Source organism: Chroococcidiopsis sp. SAG 2025 (assembly GCF_032860985.1).
In the GTDB taxonomy this organism is placed as follows: domain Bacteria; phylum Cyanobacteriota; class Cyanobacteriia; order Cyanobacteriales; family Chroococcidiopsidaceae; genus Chroococcidiopsis.
The window spans coordinates 159,189-175,712 of record NZ_JAOCNC010000003.1 but is presented as its reverse complement, the minus strand read 5'-3'; the positions used below and the strand labels follow the sequence as shown (position 1 = coordinate 175,712).

Here is a 16,524-nt window from a genome sequence, read left to right as displayed (position 1 = left end):
GTAATGTTTCCCGCTCAAGTTCTACCAATCTTTAGTTTATTATGTCTATAAAGTCTTGCCCAGGAGCGGTAAAAACGTGGTTGAGATGACTGTAGAAATTGCCTACGAACTTGACAAATGGCTTCAATCGAAGTGGCAAAGAGATACGCGATTCTACACCTTAACTCTTTGGCAAAACCTGTTTGGAGAGTGGATTATTACCAAAACTTGGAGCAGTGCTGTCTATCGGGGATTCGGCAAGTCAAAAGACTTAGATTGCCCTGATTATCAAGCTGCTTTAGAAACTTACTACAAGCTGCAAAAGCGAAGAGGAAAGCGAGGATATAAGAGAGTTGACTAAACAATTGCGGACTTCGTAATACTCGCGCCGAGTGCAAAGAAGCAAGCTACGTAATAGTCAAGAGCTTGAGGAATCCTCATCTAATTCCATTTTCGCTTTAGCTATTTGCCACTCTTGTAGTTCATATCCTATGGTAATTTTCAAAGGCAATTGGTACATAGATTGCTGTGAGCAGCCAAAACCTTATGCTCTCTAGAGCGTAAAACTCTGACTCTCGTTCTAGCTTTTATTCTAGCTTCAAACCTGACAGTTAACTCTGCTTTTTCCCTCTAGCTTCCCGTGATGTTGTTTTGCGTCTAGTTGCTCCACCAGAAGGGGATTTGCGTCTCGCAGAAGCAGTGGTAGAAGATTTACGTTTAGCTGGCGGTTGGGCAGTAGTTTCTGGCTCTGGTTCGTCGGATCGCTCTTCGGGTATGGGTGAGGGAGTTTGGGGTGAAGATTCAGGCTGCGACTTTTGTTTTGTAGTTGATTTGGGAGAAGTTTTGTGCTGGTTGGCTGAGGTTGAAGTCTTGGAAGTGGATTTTGCTGAGGTAGATTTGGGTGTGGTTTGTGTCTCTACTGTCGGCTGTGGAGCAGCTTCTGGTTCTGCGATCGGCGCAAAGGCTGTTTGGGATGAGACTTCCGGCTGCGGCTTCTGTTTTGTCTTTCCTAAGCTCGCAGTTTTACCGCGAGTGGCTGGCTTTGAAGTTTTGGCAGTTGTCTTAGCAATTGATGCAGATTTGGTAGTAGTTTCTGGTTCTACTATCAGCTGTGGAGTTGGTTCCGCCCCTTTGCTTGGCTCGGTAGATGGTTGACTAGTCTGTTTCGGTGTAGCTTTGGATTTTGGCATTGCAACAGCGTTTGGCTTTTTCTTGACTTGGCGCTGTGCTGTTGTCTTCTGCGAAGACGTGCGTTTTTTTGTTATGGTGTCAGACGACTTGCTCTTTGCTTTCGATGCGCCAGAACGACTGCTTGATGATGGCGTTTGGGGTTCGGATACTATCCCGTGGAGTTGTAATTCAACGGCGATCGCGCCTTTAGTCTTGGCTGTGACGATGGCAATTACCATTTCTGTTTCGCGATCGTGCTGCTCAAATTCAGTTTGGAGAGTAGTTAATCCCAGTTGCCTTGCTAATCGTGGAATTTGGCTCGATTTGAGAAATCTTGCCTCCATCTGTGCGACTTCTCCAGTTGGATAGTAGTTGATTACCAACACTCCCGCACCTTGAGACTCAGCCATTTCTCGGTAATATTTGCCCAAGCTAGGTAGATCGGCACTAATTAACTGCTTTAACTGTTGGGATTCGTCCATCAAAAAATTGACTCAACACTAGAAATTTTCTTCTACCATTCAGAATAACTGTCGAGTTCGCACTTTCACTTTCGTCTTGGAAAAAAGTTAATGGAACGAGCCATGCAATCCCTGCATTGAGGGAATATAGGTAGATTTCGAGAGTCAAAACAAGGATAACTGCTGTTGCTGTTGGAGATATTGGGGTTTAATCTTACGAAAAGAAATAACCCAACGCTCGGCAGTGGCAGGAGAAACCGAGTGCAGAAGTTTGGAATTGAAGCCGATAACTTCTCCATCGGCGATCGAGTATTGCTCGTCTCATAAAGTGAAAAGGATAGAACAGCCGATATTAACCTGCACAACCCAAGCCTCGCTTGCCACGTCCGTCCGAGGATCGAATTGGTGCTGCAATTAGCTCTTGCGGCTCCACGTTGTCTAACGCAGCAAGTTGAATTCCGACATATTCGCCGCCGATCGCCTCAGCAGATCCGCGTGCAAACGATCGCACTCCGCAATACTGACAAAACAAATGGTGCATATTCTTTCTAGCGAATTGGTAGTCGCTCAGGGCGTTTTCTCCTGTAAGTAGCCGAAACGCATCAGGTTTGACGATCGCGTTCCAGTTCCTTGTTTTGGTGCAGATAGAGCAATTGCATTTGTTTGTTCCAGCACCTAGATCGATGTCAGCCTCAAACCTTACTACACCGTAGTAGCAACTTCCTGTATATGTTTTCTTCATCTTTCAGATTCTTACACCGATCGCTTGGATTCTGAGGGTGTCGCGTCTGCAATCTTGTTTTGGATCGTTCGCAACAACGATCGCACAATTGGCTAAATCTGCATAATTGGGCGATCGCTGCTCTATTGTCCGATCTTCTCCAGATTAGCCCCAAATCCTGGGTAGTGCGGCAGCTCTTTGGCGGTTTCCTCCGGCGACAGAAACCGAATACCGTTTGCTTCACCCAGACGGGTAGCATGAGTAGGATCGTCCATCAGATATGTGACTGCTTCAGTGGGAAGATTCATGCTAGTTGCAGGTTCAGCCATTTGGGTGAAGTAGCGATCCAACCCAACTGCGCGATCGCCCACTGCTTGAACCAGGATTAATATTCGGATGTGCGGGGAACGGATATAAAAAGCGTGCGGCTTACCTTGCGGTATGAAGACCACTTCCCCTGGATGCGCCAGCATGACCTTATCTTCGCAGTAGACCTCCATTACGCCCTCAAGTACGTAAAATGTCTCATGTTCCCATTCATGAAGATGAGGGGATGGTTCATTGCCTGGTTTCGCCTGAGCCTCCATCAGGGCGAAGCGACCTCCGGTATCCTCACCTCTAGCCAGAAAGGACATAACGTTTCCCATGTAAAACATGGTCGAGTCGAGCGCAGTGGTGCGCTTATATGCCGTTAAAGATGCCGATTGAACTGGTTCCATGATTCTGTTTAATTATTGGTTTTGTGGCAAAAACTGCTTCCGTAAGCGCCTATGAGACGAATTCGATCTGAAAGCGTCCGCTCACCTCAAGCAAAACTCGTCGTCGTTGTGGACGACGCTTGAGTTGTACATGGCTCTATTTCCAGTGCTGTCTGCATTGGATTTTTCCGATCGGATATAGATCGAGTGTATTCAGTTCCAATGCTTGATTGCTTTCAGATTCTTACAATGTTTTATTAGATTCTTACGATTAGCGCACCTGCTTGGGTGTCATGCCTGTGAATCGCTTAAAGTGTTGCGTCAAATGGCTTTGACTGGAAAAGCCCACTTGTAAAGCAATGTCCGCGATCGCTAAATCCGTTCTCGACAACATCAATTTTGCCCGTTCCACGCGCTGTTGAATGACATATTGATGCGGCGCAATATCCATAGCGCGTTGGTAGTCCTAAAGAGGACAGGATGAGTTGGCTGGCAAAGAAGCATTGTAGTGATGGATAAAAAGCCAAATTGCACCAATGTGATTGTCTAACTTTTTAGAAAATGACAGTGTTTTTCTGACCAATCGCGAGATTCGTTGTCGAAGGGTACAGTTGAACCGCTCAATGTAACTCGTTTTGCCAGTTTCTTTACCGACTGCATGATGTCGTTTGCTGGGTAAGACCAGCTCATAGGCTGACCAGAAATCACTATAGATTACAGCACATTGGCGATAGACAGGAGGCATCGACTGCCACAAGGCTTGAGCTGATGCGGCACTGCGATTCCCGATATGAACGCCCACAATCTCACGGGTTTGTGCATCCAGAGCCAGCCACACCCACTGCTTGTTCCCTTGGTGGTCTACAAACGACCATAGCTCATCCATCTGTACCCTCAGACGGCTTTTGGGCTTTGGGCGCACCTGCACCTCCCGTTCAAGAAGCTTGTATTTCTGATTGACGTATTGTTGCAGCCACAGTTCGGAAATCTGCAAAGCACGAGCAATGCCTGCTAGCGGCAATTTCTCCAGCAATAATCGGTCAATGATGCCTTTGGTTTCCTCGCTAATTATTCGCCACTGCGGGTTTTCAACAAACTGTCGCCCACAGTCGCGACATTTGTAATTCTGTTTCCCATGCCGAGTTCGACCATTTTTGACCACATCTTCAGACTGACAGCTTGGGCAAGCAGGAAGAGCAACAGACATCGCACAACATTCAAGATTCAATCACATCTGATTCTATTTTCTCATCCTTTCCTCTTTAGCACTACCAGCGCGTTTAAATAGACTCGCGAAGTAAGTCGGGCTGATATTCACAACACCTGCAATTTCAGCCAGAGACAAATCTCGGTCAAGGTGATTTTGAATATAATCGATCGCTTGTCGCAACTGAGTGCGAGTTAAATTGTCTTGCTTTAGTGTAATGGTTTGTGTAATTGCAGAATAATGTCGCAGCAGATGAATGACTAAGGCTTGAGTTAAAGATTCAACATAAAGCCGTCCCAAGATGCTGTTTGACTTCAACTCAGCCAAAAGCAGCATGGCAATCTGCTGAAGCTGCAAATCGGGCTTAGAAAAACAGTTCACCAGGTTGATGCGATCGCCATTAAGATCCGATGTTTCAGCAACTTGCGTGACTAACTCCGGCTTCAAGTGAATGTGCAGCATTGACTTGTAGGTAACACTTTCCCCACAGTGCCAGTAGCTCGGTTGTCCTGCTGGGACAAAAATGCAGTCACCCTTTTGAACGATGGAGTCATGCAGGCGATCGTCACACTTCTGGGTCAAACGAACGGGTTGTCCTAGCGGTAAGTTGAGCCAGTGATTTGACAGGGCGGGAATCTCAACTTCAGTTGACGTTGGAAAGCTTTGAAATTGTTGCACCAAGATCCCATTCCAATCCATTTGCTGACTAGATAACACCAAAGATTTATTTAACCATTCTTCAGGTTTAACCGAGTGGATTAGGGCGCTTCTCATCAGCTTTGCATTCAAAATTCAACTCATTGGTTTGACTCAATACTCCTTCTAAATTAGCGTGTAAGACTTATTCAAATGGTGAATTACAGAGTTTTTTCACAACCAGCAAATGCGGCAGATAGCAATTCTTCAAACTTTCCGAATCAAAGTTCGCGCCATCGATAATCCACAGGCACCCAAGCGTAACCTTCATCTGCCACACGGAGATGCCCGACTCCTGGGAAGGGCAAATGCGCGCCTGCAACTAAGCTGCGGGATGCTTCCACTCTCGCAAACTGTTTTTTGCGTTGTGCAGCAGCGGCATTCTTATCGACATCATAAGCAACTGTAACTTCTGGCTTTGGCAATTGCACCGAGGCGAAGTGGACGATATCGCCCCAAAACTCGACGCTCTCGCCCTTGCTGATCGCCACATAGCTGCTATGTCCAGGAGTGTGTCCTGGTGTGGGATACGTGGTGATTCCTGGGAAAATAGTTGTCTCGCCAGAAAACGATCTCAGCTTTCCGGCATCGGCATAGGGTTTGACGGTTTTCACGGCTTCGTCAAAATATTTTTCATCGACGTGCGATCGCTTTGCATTGGCACGATCAAACCAGTAATCGACTTCGGATTTGCTGATGTAAATCGTGGCAGTGGGAAACACTAGCCGATCTGCATCGACCAAACCGCCGCTATGATCGCTATGGATATGGGTCAGGAGGATGGCATCGATTTCGCTAGGAGTATACCCTGCTGTCTTTAGCGATGCCTGAAGCTTACCGCCTAACTTCGGACCAAAGAAGCTTCCTGCTCCCGTATCCACGAGCACCTGTCTATCTCCGGTATCGATTAAGAAAGCATTAATGGATGCCTCGACAGGATTTGTGAGAAAGCTTTGCTGGAGAAGGCGATCGGTTTGGGCTGGGTTCATATTGCTCAAAACTGTATGCAGATCTTGGGGTAATGTGCCGTCGCTTAGCGCCGTAATTGTGAAATCGCCTAGCTTGAATGGATAGACACCTGGTACTTGAGTTTTCGCACTTTTGTCTAGTGCGCTCCCAGGAAAAATACAAGAGGTAGCGATCGCTAGCACTGTAGCTGCAACAGCCAATATCAATCTGGAAAGCATATGAGAAACCTTGAGAGCAGTAGTTGAAGCTGAATAAAGGCTGAATTAAATGCCTCTAACTTCATTTACTCGAAGTGTACAAAGTTCCAATGCTTGACTTCTTTCAGATTCTTACCACGCTTTATCAGATTCTTATGGTGAAGGGCAAACCTGCTTTGGTTTCATGCCACCGAATCACTTAAACTGTTGTGTTAAATCGCAGTCCTCGGATCGGATTCGACGGCTGACAATGCCACCCGCGAAGCAGCGATCGCAAAAGTGGCGGGAGCGGCATAGTATTACAGTTGTATTTAAGGAGAGGAAAGACTTGCTCGTTTTTGGAAATGCCAGTAACGTGCAGTAGCTTGATGGGCGCGTCGCCAATAGGACCAGTGCAAAACGTGTTCAAGACACCAGAACGTGGGAAACAAGAGTCTAGATACCCATCGCTTCATCTCCCAAATACTCAGTCGGACAATAAACCTCGTGCCGCTTTGAACGCAGCCAGACTGCCAATGGTTGCGGTCGTTAAAGGGGGGGTGCGGGAGTGAATGGCAGGCTCAGTTTGGTGTCGTAAGACGGTGAGAAATGTTTGAGCCGCCAGGACGAGGGTGATATGTCGATACCAACCGTGCCAGGAACGAACTTCATATTCTCCTAGACCTAGAGAGTCTTTAGCAAATTTGAAGCACTCCTCAATTCGCCACCTTTGCCCAACGATTTGAGCCATCGTTTCTAGAGTAGTATCGCTCTTGGCGAATACCTGGTAGTAGCTGATGAAGTGAGGGTCATCGGGGTGTTCTGGAGAGCGACGAAATAGCAGCCAGCGCTGGAATCCTCCAGAGCGGTCGCAGTTAACGGCAACACTTGCCCAGTCATAGTATCTTTCTCCCTTGCTCCCAGTTCCACAACTCAGGCGCTGCCACTGCTGGCTATCTTTGTCTGGAACTACGTCGGAGGCTCGATAGCGTTGCCAACCAATAACTACAGGCTGCTTCTTGTTCACCGTAAGTACATAGGGCTGTTTGGCAGTCTTCTCCAGCCACCACCAGAACGAACCGTCGTTCCCATACACCTCATCAGCGACAAACCAGGCAGGACGAATGCCTTGAGCAAGCGCTGATTCCAGCATCTGTTGTGCTAGTTGAGGTTTAGTCGCAAATTCGATCTCTTCTGGAATTGCCCCCTTCTGACGTTTGTTTTGTTCTTCTGTCCACGAGCGCGGTAGATACAGGCGGCGATCTATTAACGTATGCCCTTGAGCGCTGATGTAGGACATAAATACACCGACTTGGCAATTCTCCAAATGTCCTGTGGTGCCATAGTACTGCACTTGTACCCCTACTGATTGCTCTCCTTGCTTGAGAAAGCCTGTTTCATCAATTGCCAAAATATCTGTTTCACTCTTCAAATGCTCCACTGCATACTGCCTAATTTCCGCACATACTGCATCCGCATTCCACTGCGCCCGCCCTAGTAGATGCTGGAAGCGATAGGGATTGACATACCCTACCTGTTCTGCCATTTGCCAACCATTTTTCCGCTCAACCGGACTCAGTAGTGCTTGGATATAATCAAATACTGCCAAACGTGCTTCCGAGCGGGCAAAGTGCTTTCCCAGTTTTTGTTGAAATGTCTTGAGTGTGGCACTCCATTGGGACAGTGCTTCTAACGCAACACCTCTTAGGAATAGGTTGGATGTATCTAGCATTGCTAAACCGTATTTACTTATCAATCTAGTTTAGCTTATCTACAACTGTAATACATAGGATGAATGGAGCAAATAGGCACGATCGTTTAAATCTTGCCATCTACACGGGAGCAATATTAGTTGCGCGTGTAAGAACGTTCAAACTTAGTTTTGACTTTCCAAAGTACTGCTACCAAAACTACTGCTGCAAGACTCGCTGAGACTGCCACAATCTTACTTTCAAACTTGTCTGTGACTATCGCTAATGCTGCCAGCGCGATCGCTACCCCAATAAAGATTTGTTTGAGCTGGTTTGTTACTTGATAGGCTCGATTACAGGAACTACAAATTTGCGTATGTCGTGAGAATCGGTCTAACAGCATCGGCTGGGAAGTGCGATCGCCATTACTGGTATTTTTTGAGGTAGCATAGCCTTGATAATACGGCATCGACGACCCGAATTTATCTAGCCACTTGCGGTACTTCATTACCAACGTGTCGGATGTTTTGAGCGGCAAGTATAGTTCTTTCAGACTTTCTCCCAACCGCTCGATTTCTGCCTGCTGTCCCACAATCAGGGGCAAATCCTGCTCTAATATTTTATTAGTATTCCAGTGGTCAAGCCAGCGAGGTCTGAGGTAGACTCCTAAATTCAGAAAATTACGATAACCTCTGGCTAGAAGACGACATCGCCCCTTGCCTAAAGGAATTGAATACAAAGCCAATCCAAAAGACCAACCTCGCTTTTCAATATTAGCGGTGTTCAGCACTAGGTTTGGCGCGACGAAATCAATCTGCTTCCATGTCTCGTTGGGTTTCTTCATTCCCCGCCACCTGCCGCGAATTCCTTGAGCCGAGAACTCAAGAACATCTATATCTAGCGGTTGAGCATTTTTTCGATTACCACCACCCCTAGTGCCATGATGGCTGATATAGACATGAGACGGATCTATGACATTCTCCACCAAGTATGTTTGGTCATAAGGGAGATCCAACATAAAATCTGGGTAGTCCTACACAAGTAAGGATAAGTTGTAGTGATGGACGAAATACCAAATAGCTCCAATGTGGTTATCTAATTTTTTTGAGAAGGACAAGGTATCTCTAACTAAACGTGAAACTCTTTGACGTAGAGTGCAGTTGAACCGTTCAATTAAATTGGTTCTACCACTTTCTTTACCAACAGCTTGATGCCTAAACTCAGGAATTACCTGCTCATATGCTGACCAAAAATCTGTGTAACATATAGCGCACTGTCGATATACCCCAGGTAGTGACTGCCATAATCCATCTGCACCCGAACGTGAGCGAGCACCTACAAAGACTCCAACGATTTCTCGCGTCTTTACATCTAGAGCTAACCAAATCCATTGTTTGTTACCTTTGTTGCCCACAAACGACCACATTTCATCGCATTGGATAGTTAAACGCCTTTTTTTTTAGGCCAAACATCTACTTGTTTGGGAATCGCATCGTATTTAGCATTGACATATGTTTGTAACCAAGTTTCAGATACCCCAGTCACCCTGACAATTCCTGCCAACGGTAATTTTTCTAACAACAACTTGTCAATCAATTCCCTCGTATCCTGCCCAATCACTTTTTTAGTTGGATTCAAAACAAATTGTCTGCTACAGGCTTTGCATTTAAAGTTCTGCCGACCGTTATGGATTCTGCCATTTTTCACAACTTGAGTTGATTGACATCGCGGACAAGTTAAAGCAGGTGCTGACATGGCTGTGAGTAAGAAGACCTCTCTTCTATACTGACATCCTTACTTGTGTAGGACTACCTACAGATTTTTGGCAAGCTTATAAGATAGTTATTCCCCCTAAATGTCATCGAGCAGTTGGCAAAGAAACAGGTCTAACTAATCGTATTGAAAGGTTGAATAATACCTTCAGACAGCGCGTTTCTCGGTTGGTAAGAGAAAGCCTATCATTTTCCAAAAAGCTGAACAACCACATTGGAGCGATTTGGTACTTCATTCATGGCTACAACGCAGAGCTAGACTGAATTTGAGTCTCACCACTACTTTCATATCACTACCCACTCATCAAACCCGTAGATGGATTTCCGCTAGAGAGTCGCTTGCATCCTGAGATGGAGGACGATGACGAAGCAATGACTAGCGCAGATAGAGAATATTTCGAGAAGCATCCCCATGTCGATTACTACTACAGAAAACCTTTCTTGAACGAGGTCGGGTACATGTCAGGGATGCATCCTGAAAAGAAAGCACCTTATAAAATCAAGGTCATGAAGACAGATGTTCCAGGTGTTAGAATTCGCACGGGGATTTGGAGGTAAGCCCGACTGGTACGCTGTAGTCAAGCTGGACGAGGATGGCAGGTTAGTCAAGTAAGATGCTCGTTATTCCGCCCACGTTTCCAATTTTTCACTACCTTCATGCATTCCTTTGTTGCTTTTAAATGTTCCTGATTTTCCTTAATGTGTTCCTGCGAAGCTTTGACAAACTCCTCTGTTGAGTTCTCATTTTGCTGCCGAGCAGCTTGGGCGTGTTTTAGTGAAGCATCAGCGTGTTTTTGAGCCGCCTGAGCGTATTTTTCGATTAACTCTCCGCGTGTACTCTGTGGCTCTCCAAGATTTTGTAAGTGCTTTCCAGTCTCCTTCGTAGACTTAGCATGTTTCTGTGAGGCTATGGCGTGTTCCTCAGCAGCCTTTACACTCTCTTGTGACACCTCATGCATATCCCACCTACAGACAACTCATTTTTTGTCTAGTGTAATTGTGGTGTTAGTTTTTGTTCATCCGACAATCGGCTGAATATTCAACCAGCACCTAAAAAAATTCCCACCAACTAGCGTCGTGGTGGAAACGGCTGGTAGGAAACATGAAAGACCTATTGCCAGCTTATTTTCATTGCCGTCACCGTAAATTTCATTGACCGATAGGCTGAATTAATTGTCACAAGCAGTTGTTAATTAGAACACATACTGATTTTTACTGTATGCACTCTATTGCTTAATTTTTCTTGGAGAGATAGTAACGGATAACGTTTTCCAACTCATCAATGCTGTAAGGCTTGGTAACGCATTCTAGACAACCTGACTCTAGAAACTGTTGTTGATTGTCTGCTCTAGCCATAGCAGTCACAGCAACGATGGGAATATCCTTTGTTTGAGGATTTTGTTGAAGACTTTTGATAACTTCTACACCACTGATGTCAGGTAACATCATATCCAGCAGAATCATGTCTGGGTGGTATTGTTGTGCAAGATTGATTGCTGTTTCACCATCCTCAGCAGTGATGAAAGAACATTCAACGAATTGAAGTAGTTCGGTCAGCAGCTCTAAATTATCTTCATCATCATCAACTGCTAAGACTAGAAACTGTTTTAAGTTGTACTGTAGTTGCGTAACTTTCTTCCTATTAGAAATTTCCAGTAAGCAGAAGCTTTACTTACTATCAAGATAACTAAAACTATCTATCTAAAGCAATACGTCATCAGACAGACTTCAGTTGTTGGACTGTTACTAGATTTTGTGTAGTCTTAAGCACATAGAGCAGCCCCTGTCACTAGCTCTGAAGCGTCTCCACGCCTGTACGTGATTCACTGGCTATAGCTTTTCTACTCTTGGGTCAAATTCGCTTGGGAAAATATACAGCTTTGTCTCTAGTGCTTTCAGCCTATGGCACATCTGGATAGCGTGACTCAGCGTGTCATATGTCACTAAAATCCATCTGCTACCAGTGTGAAAGTAGAGTAGAACAGGATGCTTCTCAGTCTGCTCATTTAAGAGTGGTATTTGCCATCGTGATTCCTCACTCACATTTGATCCACGTTGTTAATTGTCTTCCTATTCATCTCTCAAGACTACGAGTACATCCAACCACCCAAGGGATGAAAAGTCAATCAGTGACTCATGGTTAATTTGAAATTTGATGCAACAATTCCTTTTGTTGTTGAACCATCTCAGATATCTCACGAGAGTCTCTGATGATAGCTTTTATAGTGTAGAAGAAGGCTATGATGGCTTCTTCATTGACACTACCATACATAGCCCTTATCGCCGCTGCAACAAGCTGCTCGGGAGATTTTCCGGTTTCTTTTGCCGCATTAGCTAGCAACTCTAGGTCTTCCGGTTCTAGCTCCAAGACTAAAGTTTCTATGTGCATTGGCTATTAAGAGTTTTATTTTGTCATGGTTTAGTATGAGAAGCAGTTGCTACAAAGTAGAGTTAATCCTTTGCGATCTACTGAGTGTTGGAAGTCGAATGTTGAGCGTTTGGGACAGTGAATCTAAAAACATCACATCATCACTGACAATCAGAACGCTAACTTCAGCAGTTGGGTGAGAGTTAGAATTTACGCCTAGAGGGGGCGGTGCGTCTGTCACTGGTCTACTCCTGCTTCCAAGGCTCTAGAGCAATTGTTGCCATCGGGTGCAAGAATTGCTTTAGCGGCTTTCACTTCAATTAAAAGCAAAAGTGCGTGACAATACATCTTCTGCCAGAGTGTTGACGTGTTCTTGGATTTACGCTGCTCCATCTCTATTTGATTAAATGGAGATAGAGAATCTTGGCGTAGTTGTGAATATTAATGGCTACGCCTTTTATTTCCAACTCTTCTAATAACAGAACCCCTAAAATTCTTCCTATTGATGATAGGAAATTAATATGACTTAAGCACTATGCCGCTCGATTCTATCCCTGTAGCTACTCCAATTGTGAGAAGACAAGCTCCTATGAGTTGAGGCATTCTGTTGGGAAGGCTATTCACTAGCTTCTGTTTCTGTTTAGGTAAAAAAGTCAATTAAGTTAGGAAAGAAGTATTATGGGGTACTACGACTTTAACGACCACTTCTGGTCACCACAAGAGGTTTGTGCGAAATTGCCAAGACAACAGCCAGCTCGAAAGTTGGCTGGATTTTGGCAGTTAATAGAAATCTTCAACTTTCAGAAAGTGTTTGTCAATAAAAATCACAAAGCCTGAATTCGGCGCGATACAAGTCTTCAACATAAGGGATAGTCTTACCTGTATCTACTCAACAGTTTCTCATCATCGCTGACTACTCACGATCCTCGACGAGAAAGTGAGTAGTCATGTCAACAGCTCTACAAAGCACAATGCTAAGATTGCTGAAATAAATAACAGCCTTGGCGAGAGCGACTTGTTCGACCAATAGAATTTAGAATCCGGCGAAGTTGTAACCAAAGCCAACTACAGCCGCCACCTGAGTATCTTCAAGGAAGTCAACATTTAGATTAACTGTTCCGGTGAATCGCTGACCTAAAGGAAAATCAACGCCAGCAGTTGCTAGAGCGCTGACTTCACCGTCAGTGTTGAGCGTGATACCCCCGCCTATATATGGAGAAAGGGAAGCAAATCCGGTGAAGTTCGCTCCTGGTGGAATGGGCAAGAACTCGTAAGTCAGAGGAATTCTAAAGTAGACTTCATCGTCTTCAATTGTTGCCGCCGGACGTGCAGATAAGTCATTTGTCAACCCAATTTTACTGACAATAGCAAAAGCATTATTCGTACCGAAGCTACCACCAGCCCCAAGATAGCTCAGACCACCAATCGTAGCTCGACCTGGTGTCACATCCTCAACTCTCGATTGAGCTACCAAAGCATCTGATTGTGCATTTGGCATGGCTAAGCTTTGCTGGGAGGACTCCCCTTGTGTCAAAGTCGCAGATGAAGTTGAAGCTGTTCCAGGCTGTGGTAACGATTGGGCACGATTTAGAGTAGGTTTAGCTGACGTTTGGGGATGACTTGTTTCGACAGTTTGTGCTTGAGCCGAAAACCCACTTCCCACTACAGCAAGTATGCTAAAACCCAACACTACAAAAAGCCGCTGGGAAAAAGTTATATTCATTGCCACTCCTCACTACTAGCAATTTTGTCTGTTCAATAATTCGCAGTTGTTTCAAGTCAAAATTTGCCAACATTTCACGTTTAGCTGAACCAATAAATCTTTGACTCACCAATCTAATAAATAGCTAAAACTTCATGAAAAAGATTCTAACAATGGGACACTTTTAACACTGTACTTAAAGGGAAGCATAATAAATTATTGTGCTTTGTACTACATCGAAACACGTCGTTCACAAGCGACTGATTTATTGAGAATAATCTGGCTCATTTTCCTAGTTTTTCGTCGCTCATTCTCATTAACCCTCTCATATCACTCTAGGTAAGAAAAAATCTTCCTAAAATTTCAGAACGCTCGCTGTGTATAACTTTCACGCTCTTATTCCTAACACTTTCCTTCGTTTGTAGCAGCTTTACCACACTCTTTATCTGAAGCAGGTTCCAGAATTTACTACCACTAAAGTGATTAAAGAGGGTTAAGCTTGAGATTTTCAACGGCAGATTACAAAACATAATAATTTATTACGCTTCCACGGGGTATCCGCTTGACGATCCCACGTAAGGACAACGAACGGCGACGAGGGAAGTTTGACAAGTCTCTCTACCGCCAACGCAATCGAGTTGAGCGATGTTTCAATCGCTTCAAGCAGTACCGCCGCATTGCTACTCGTTATGAGAAAAAAGCTGAGAACTACCTTGCCATGCCGAGTCTAGCCTCTATCATGATGTGGCTATAGTTTTAAAACACGCCCTAGTTTCTGTGGTTTAGAAGCAGTTCAGTCCTTAGCTTCCACAGACGAATGGCTCTTTCTTCGTCAAGTCTTTCTTTCTCTAGTTGTACGTACTGACTAAACATCAGTGCGTCTAACTGTGTAGGTTTCTTGTTTTTAGTTTGTTGTTCACTTGCTCCTAGTACTTGAGGAAGGTTGACACATACTAACTCACAGCTAGTTTGTGTAGGTTGCGAAAAAGGTGCAGTAAAGGTACAGTAGGTGCGGCTCGCAGTGCTTGACCATAGTTTTAAATTAGCCTCGTCCTCGTCAACAGCAGTCACATCTACGAGTGCTACGTAGTTGTAGGTGTCACCAGGTTTGTAGCGTCTTGAAGGTAGTACTTCATCTACGTTGACACTTAACAAAAAGTCTTCGTCTAGCAGCTTCAAGTCTGGCTGAGTTAACACAGCTTGAGAAGTGACTTTAAACTGGTAGGTTTTAACTAGTGGTATGTCAAGTACAGCAGCAACAACAACTTCTACTTTGTCAGACTCTAAGTAGCCTTTGAATGTGTCTAGTTCTAGCATGTAGATGTTGCTGTAGTAAACGTGAGAGCTAAACAAACGCAGTGCCTCGTCTTGTGTTGCAGCATCTACGTAGCCTTCTCTAGCTTGTGTGTAGGTAGTACCCACCTTGTACTTTTCTGGTTTTACTCTGTAGTGGTTTAAGTAGTTTTCCTTTTCATTTAACAAAGCTGCGTCTTGCTCTGTTAGCGTTTTAGTTGCAAGTGTTTTAACTAAGTACACAGGCATGGTTTTAGTTTTGTAGTCTGTAGTTTGCGGTTCCACTCAGCGCGTTAGTCGTTTAGTTTAAGTCGTCTTTCCACTCCTGAAGGCGTGCTAGTACCACAAGAATGAAAGAAGCCAGAAGTCAGGAGTCAGGAGTCAGAAGTAACCCCATGTTTGAAAACAGGGGTTTCAACAAAGATTCAGAATTCTGTTCTTCGAGCGCATTTAAATTTGGGGGCTTGTGACCCCAGCCGTCAGGAGCAGTCGCACAGCATTCATTCTGACTTCTGGCTCCTGATTCCTGACTCCTTCTCGGTCATGCTTTCAAAAGCACTAACCACTAAGTTGTGTTCGTCGTACCCATAGTTTTCTACTAACTGGAGCGTCCTAACTTTTTCTAGGAGCGTGTCGTAGAAGCCTTTAGTTAGTAGGACTGGAAGCACTACTAGTTCTTGCTCTTTGTACTTGTTTCGGTAGCTACCGTACTTCACAACAACCTACTCCCTCGTGTCAGAGCGAGAGCATTACTTGCTGCAACCAAGAACGTAGAAAGTAGATGCTTGCACTGTGTTGACTAACTCTGTAGTGGTGTTAAACACGAGAGAGCAAAGCCAACAAAAACAAACACAAAGTAAGTAGCTAAAAGACTGGAGGAGTTTGTGTCATTCGCACTACTAGCAGAGTAGACAGCAGTTGTGTTTTCAAAACGGAGGTGTTGAGTCGCACCCTGCACTACTTCAAGTAGCTCTGGGTTAAAGTCTTGCCTTGTAATGGTTTCAGCTTCCTCTAGTCTCGCTCGTTTGGTGTGTTGGTTGTACCAACCATCCCTGAGATGTTAGGAAGTCATGCGTTTGTACTACTGCTTGAGGTGCTGCAAGTTCTTCGTTAACCACCTCCTCTAGCTCGTGGAGTGTAAACGTTTCACTTGCTAGTTCTACTGTAGGTTCACACTCTACGTAGGTTTTAGTACCGTGTACCAGTTGCTTGACTGTCTGCTGTCTCGTCACAACATGCGACTGTGGTTGCAACACTAAGTCACAAGCCGCACCCTCGTGCTTCTCTAACCACTGTGTTATTAACTCGGCAATCAAAGAGACTACATATACTTAGGCAGCAAAACAGGGCGAACGCACGCAAATTTATACTAAGCACCTAAGTGGTATTCTGGAATAAATACTTTCACTAAAACGAAAGCTGGACTCAATTCAAGCGAGGTGGTTCAAACCCTTGATCTGCTTGAATAACGTTATTAAACTTTGCCTAAATTGGCTCAAACTAGGCAGGCGTTAATTCATAACTAATAAATTCTGTCTAGCTAAAAGCTGAAAAGCTTTTTGGATAAGAGTTTCAAGCGAAATGGCGGAATTTTTCACGAATCGTTGCAATACCCCGGTAT

Annotated in this window: 22 protein-coding genes and 1 pseudogene; 4 read left to right on the top strand and 19 right to left on the bottom strand. The window is 44.7% G+C overall.

Annotation, left to right across the window (positions count from 1 at the left end; translation table 11 throughout):
- Positions 1-76: 76 nt before the first annotated feature.
- Positions 77-340, top strand: coding sequence for a hypothetical protein (locus tag N4J56_RS35645; protein ID WP_317111492.1), 264 nt, complete (start codon positions 77-79; stop codon positions 338-340).
- A gap of 250 nt (positions 341-590) precedes the next feature.
- Here N4J56_RS35645 and N4J56_RS35640 read toward each other — a convergent pair whose 3' ends face one another.
- The 7 genes from N4J56_RS35640 to N4J56_RS35610 form a co-directional block, all read right to left on the bottom strand.
- The gene (locus N4J56_RS35640; RefSeq protein WP_317111490.1) at positions 591-1,631 is read right to left on the bottom strand and encodes a hypothetical protein; all 1,041 of its coding nucleotides are present in this window, start codon (positions 1,629-1,631) and stop codon (positions 591-593) included.
- A 331-nt stretch (positions 1,632-1,962) separates the two neighbouring features.
- A complete protein-coding gene (locus N4J56_RS35635; RefSeq protein ID WP_317111489.1) occupies positions 1,963-2,352 on the bottom strand; it encodes a GFA family protein in 390 nt (129 codons plus the stop codon).
- 122 nt (positions 2,353-2,474) lie between these two features.
- Positions 2,475-3,050 carry a cupin domain-containing protein gene (locus tag N4J56_RS35630; protein WP_317111488.1) on the bottom strand — a complete coding sequence of 192 codons (576 nt, stop codon included), beginning with the start codon at positions 3,048-3,050 and terminating at the stop codon, positions 2,475-2,477.
- Between the two features lie 250 nt (positions 3,051-3,300).
- A complete protein-coding gene (locus N4J56_RS35625; protein ID WP_317111486.1) occupies positions 3,301-3,480 on the bottom strand; it encodes a helix-turn-helix transcriptional regulator in 180 nt (59 codons plus the stop codon).
- 15 nt (positions 3,481-3,495) lie between these two features.
- Entirely contained in the window at positions 3,496-4,236 is a 741-nt protein-coding gene (locus tag N4J56_RS35620) for an IS1 family transposase (protein ID WP_317111484.1), read from the bottom strand.
- Between the two features lie 33 nt (positions 4,237-4,269).
- The gene (locus N4J56_RS35615; protein WP_317111482.1) at positions 4,270-5,025 is read right to left on the bottom strand and encodes an AraC family transcriptional regulator; all 756 of its coding nucleotides are present in this window, start codon (positions 5,023-5,025) and stop codon (positions 4,270-4,272) included.
- 128 nt (positions 5,026-5,153) lie between these two features.
- On the bottom strand, positions 5,154-6,119 hold the full coding sequence (locus N4J56_RS35610) for an MBL fold metallo-hydrolase (protein WP_317111480.1): 966 nt from the start codon (positions 6,117-6,119) through the stop codon (positions 5,154-5,156).
- Between the two features lie 163 nt (positions 6,120-6,282).
- Here N4J56_RS35610 and N4J56_RS35605 point away from each other — a divergent pair, with 163 nt between their 5' ends.
- Positions 6,283-6,462: a hypothetical protein gene (locus N4J56_RS35605; RefSeq protein ID WP_317111478.1), complete on the top strand. Its 180-nt coding sequence runs from the start codon at positions 6,283-6,285 to the stop codon at positions 6,460-6,462.
- A gap of 102 nt (positions 6,463-6,564) precedes the next feature.
- Here the strand turns inward: N4J56_RS35605 and N4J56_RS35600 are convergent, their stop codons facing one another.
- The 3 genes from N4J56_RS35600 to N4J56_RS35590 form a co-directional block, all read right to left on the bottom strand.
- Positions 6,565-7,809, bottom strand: a complete 1,245-nt coding sequence (locus N4J56_RS35600) for an IS701 family transposase (RefSeq protein WP_317111477.1) — start codon at positions 7,807-7,809, stop codon at positions 6,565-6,567.
- Positions 7,810-7,925: 116 nt separating this feature from the next.
- Positions 7,926-8,786: a hypothetical protein gene (locus N4J56_RS35595; protein ID WP_317111476.1), complete on the bottom strand. Its 861-nt coding sequence runs from the start codon at positions 8,784-8,786 to the stop codon at positions 7,926-7,928.
- Between the two features lie 15 nt (positions 8,787-8,801).
- Positions 8,802-9,523 (bottom strand): IS1 family transposase gene (locus N4J56_RS35590; protein WP_317111474.1). Its coding sequence is split into 2 segments (ribosomal slippage): positions 8,802-9,217 and positions 9,217-9,523, totalling 723 coding nucleotides; the frame shifts between segments, so codons are not numbered across the junction.
- 44 nt (positions 9,524-9,567) lie between these two features.
- On the opposite strand from N4J56_RS35590, the pseudogene N4J56_RS35585 reads away from it, so the two are divergent.
- A pseudogene (locus N4J56_RS35585) lies at positions 9,568-9,804 on the top strand (IS1 family transposase); the annotation flags it as partial.
- A 341-nt stretch (positions 9,805-10,145) separates the two neighbouring features.
- Here the strand turns inward: N4J56_RS35585 and N4J56_RS35580 are convergent.
- The 6 genes from N4J56_RS35580 to N4J56_RS35555 form a co-directional block, all read right to left on the bottom strand.
- Positions 10,146-10,499 (bottom strand): hypothetical protein, encoded by a 354-nt coding sequence (locus tag N4J56_RS35580; protein ID WP_317111472.1) that lies wholly within the window; start codon positions 10,497-10,499, stop codon positions 10,146-10,148.
- A 274-nt stretch (positions 10,500-10,773) separates the two neighbouring features.
- Positions 10,774-11,190 (bottom strand): response regulator, encoded by a 417-nt coding sequence (locus tag N4J56_RS35575; RefSeq protein ID WP_317111756.1) that lies wholly within the window; start codon positions 11,188-11,190, stop codon positions 10,774-10,776.
- Positions 11,191-11,680: 490 nt separating this feature from the next.
- A complete protein-coding gene (locus tag N4J56_RS35570; protein WP_317111470.1) occupies positions 11,681-11,929 on the bottom strand; it encodes a hypothetical protein in 249 nt (82 codons plus the stop codon).
- A gap of 49 nt (positions 11,930-11,978) precedes the next feature.
- Positions 11,979-12,149 (bottom strand): hypothetical protein, encoded by a 171-nt coding sequence (locus tag N4J56_RS35565; protein WP_317111468.1) that lies wholly within the window; start codon positions 12,147-12,149, stop codon positions 11,979-11,981.
- On the bottom strand, positions 12,146-12,301 hold the full coding sequence (locus N4J56_RS35560; RefSeq protein WP_317111466.1) for a hypothetical protein: 156 nt from the start codon (positions 12,299-12,301) through the stop codon (positions 12,146-12,148). Before N4J56_RS35560 ends, N4J56_RS35565 begins: the two co-directional genes overlap by 4 nt.
- A gap of 640 nt (positions 12,302-12,941) precedes the next feature.
- The gene (locus tag N4J56_RS35555; protein WP_317111464.1) at positions 12,942-13,631 is read right to left on the bottom strand and encodes a hypothetical protein; all 690 of its coding nucleotides are present in this window, start codon (positions 13,629-13,631) and stop codon (positions 12,942-12,944) included.
- A 541-nt stretch (positions 13,632-14,172) separates the two neighbouring features.
- Between N4J56_RS35555 and N4J56_RS35550 the strand changes: the two genes are divergently transcribed.
- On the top strand, positions 14,173-14,364 hold the full coding sequence (locus N4J56_RS35550) for a transposase (protein WP_410500746.1): 192 nt from the start codon (positions 14,173-14,175) through the stop codon (positions 14,362-14,364).
- Positions 14,365-14,378: 14 nt separating this feature from the next.
- On the opposite strand, the gene N4J56_RS35545 is transcribed toward N4J56_RS35550, so the two are convergent.
- The 3 genes from N4J56_RS35545 to N4J56_RS35535 all read right to left on the bottom strand — a co-directional run bounded on the left by N4J56_RS35545 (position 14,379) and on the right by N4J56_RS35535 (position 16,219).
- Positions 14,379-15,152 carry a hypothetical protein gene (locus tag N4J56_RS35545; RefSeq protein WP_317111462.1) on the bottom strand — a complete coding sequence of 258 codons (774 nt, stop codon included), beginning with the start codon at positions 15,150-15,152 and terminating at the stop codon, positions 14,379-14,381.
- 251 nt (positions 15,153-15,403) lie between these two features.
- The gene (locus tag N4J56_RS35540; protein WP_317111460.1) at positions 15,404-15,571 is read right to left on the bottom strand and encodes a hypothetical protein; all 168 of its coding nucleotides are present in this window, start codon (positions 15,569-15,571) and stop codon (positions 15,404-15,406) included.
- A gap of 333 nt (positions 15,572-15,904) precedes the next feature.
- Positions 15,905-16,219 carry a hypothetical protein gene (locus N4J56_RS35535; RefSeq protein ID WP_317111458.1) on the bottom strand — a complete coding sequence of 105 codons (315 nt, stop codon included), beginning with the start codon at positions 16,217-16,219 and terminating at the stop codon, positions 15,905-15,907.
- Positions 16,220-16,524: the final 305 nt, after the last annotated feature.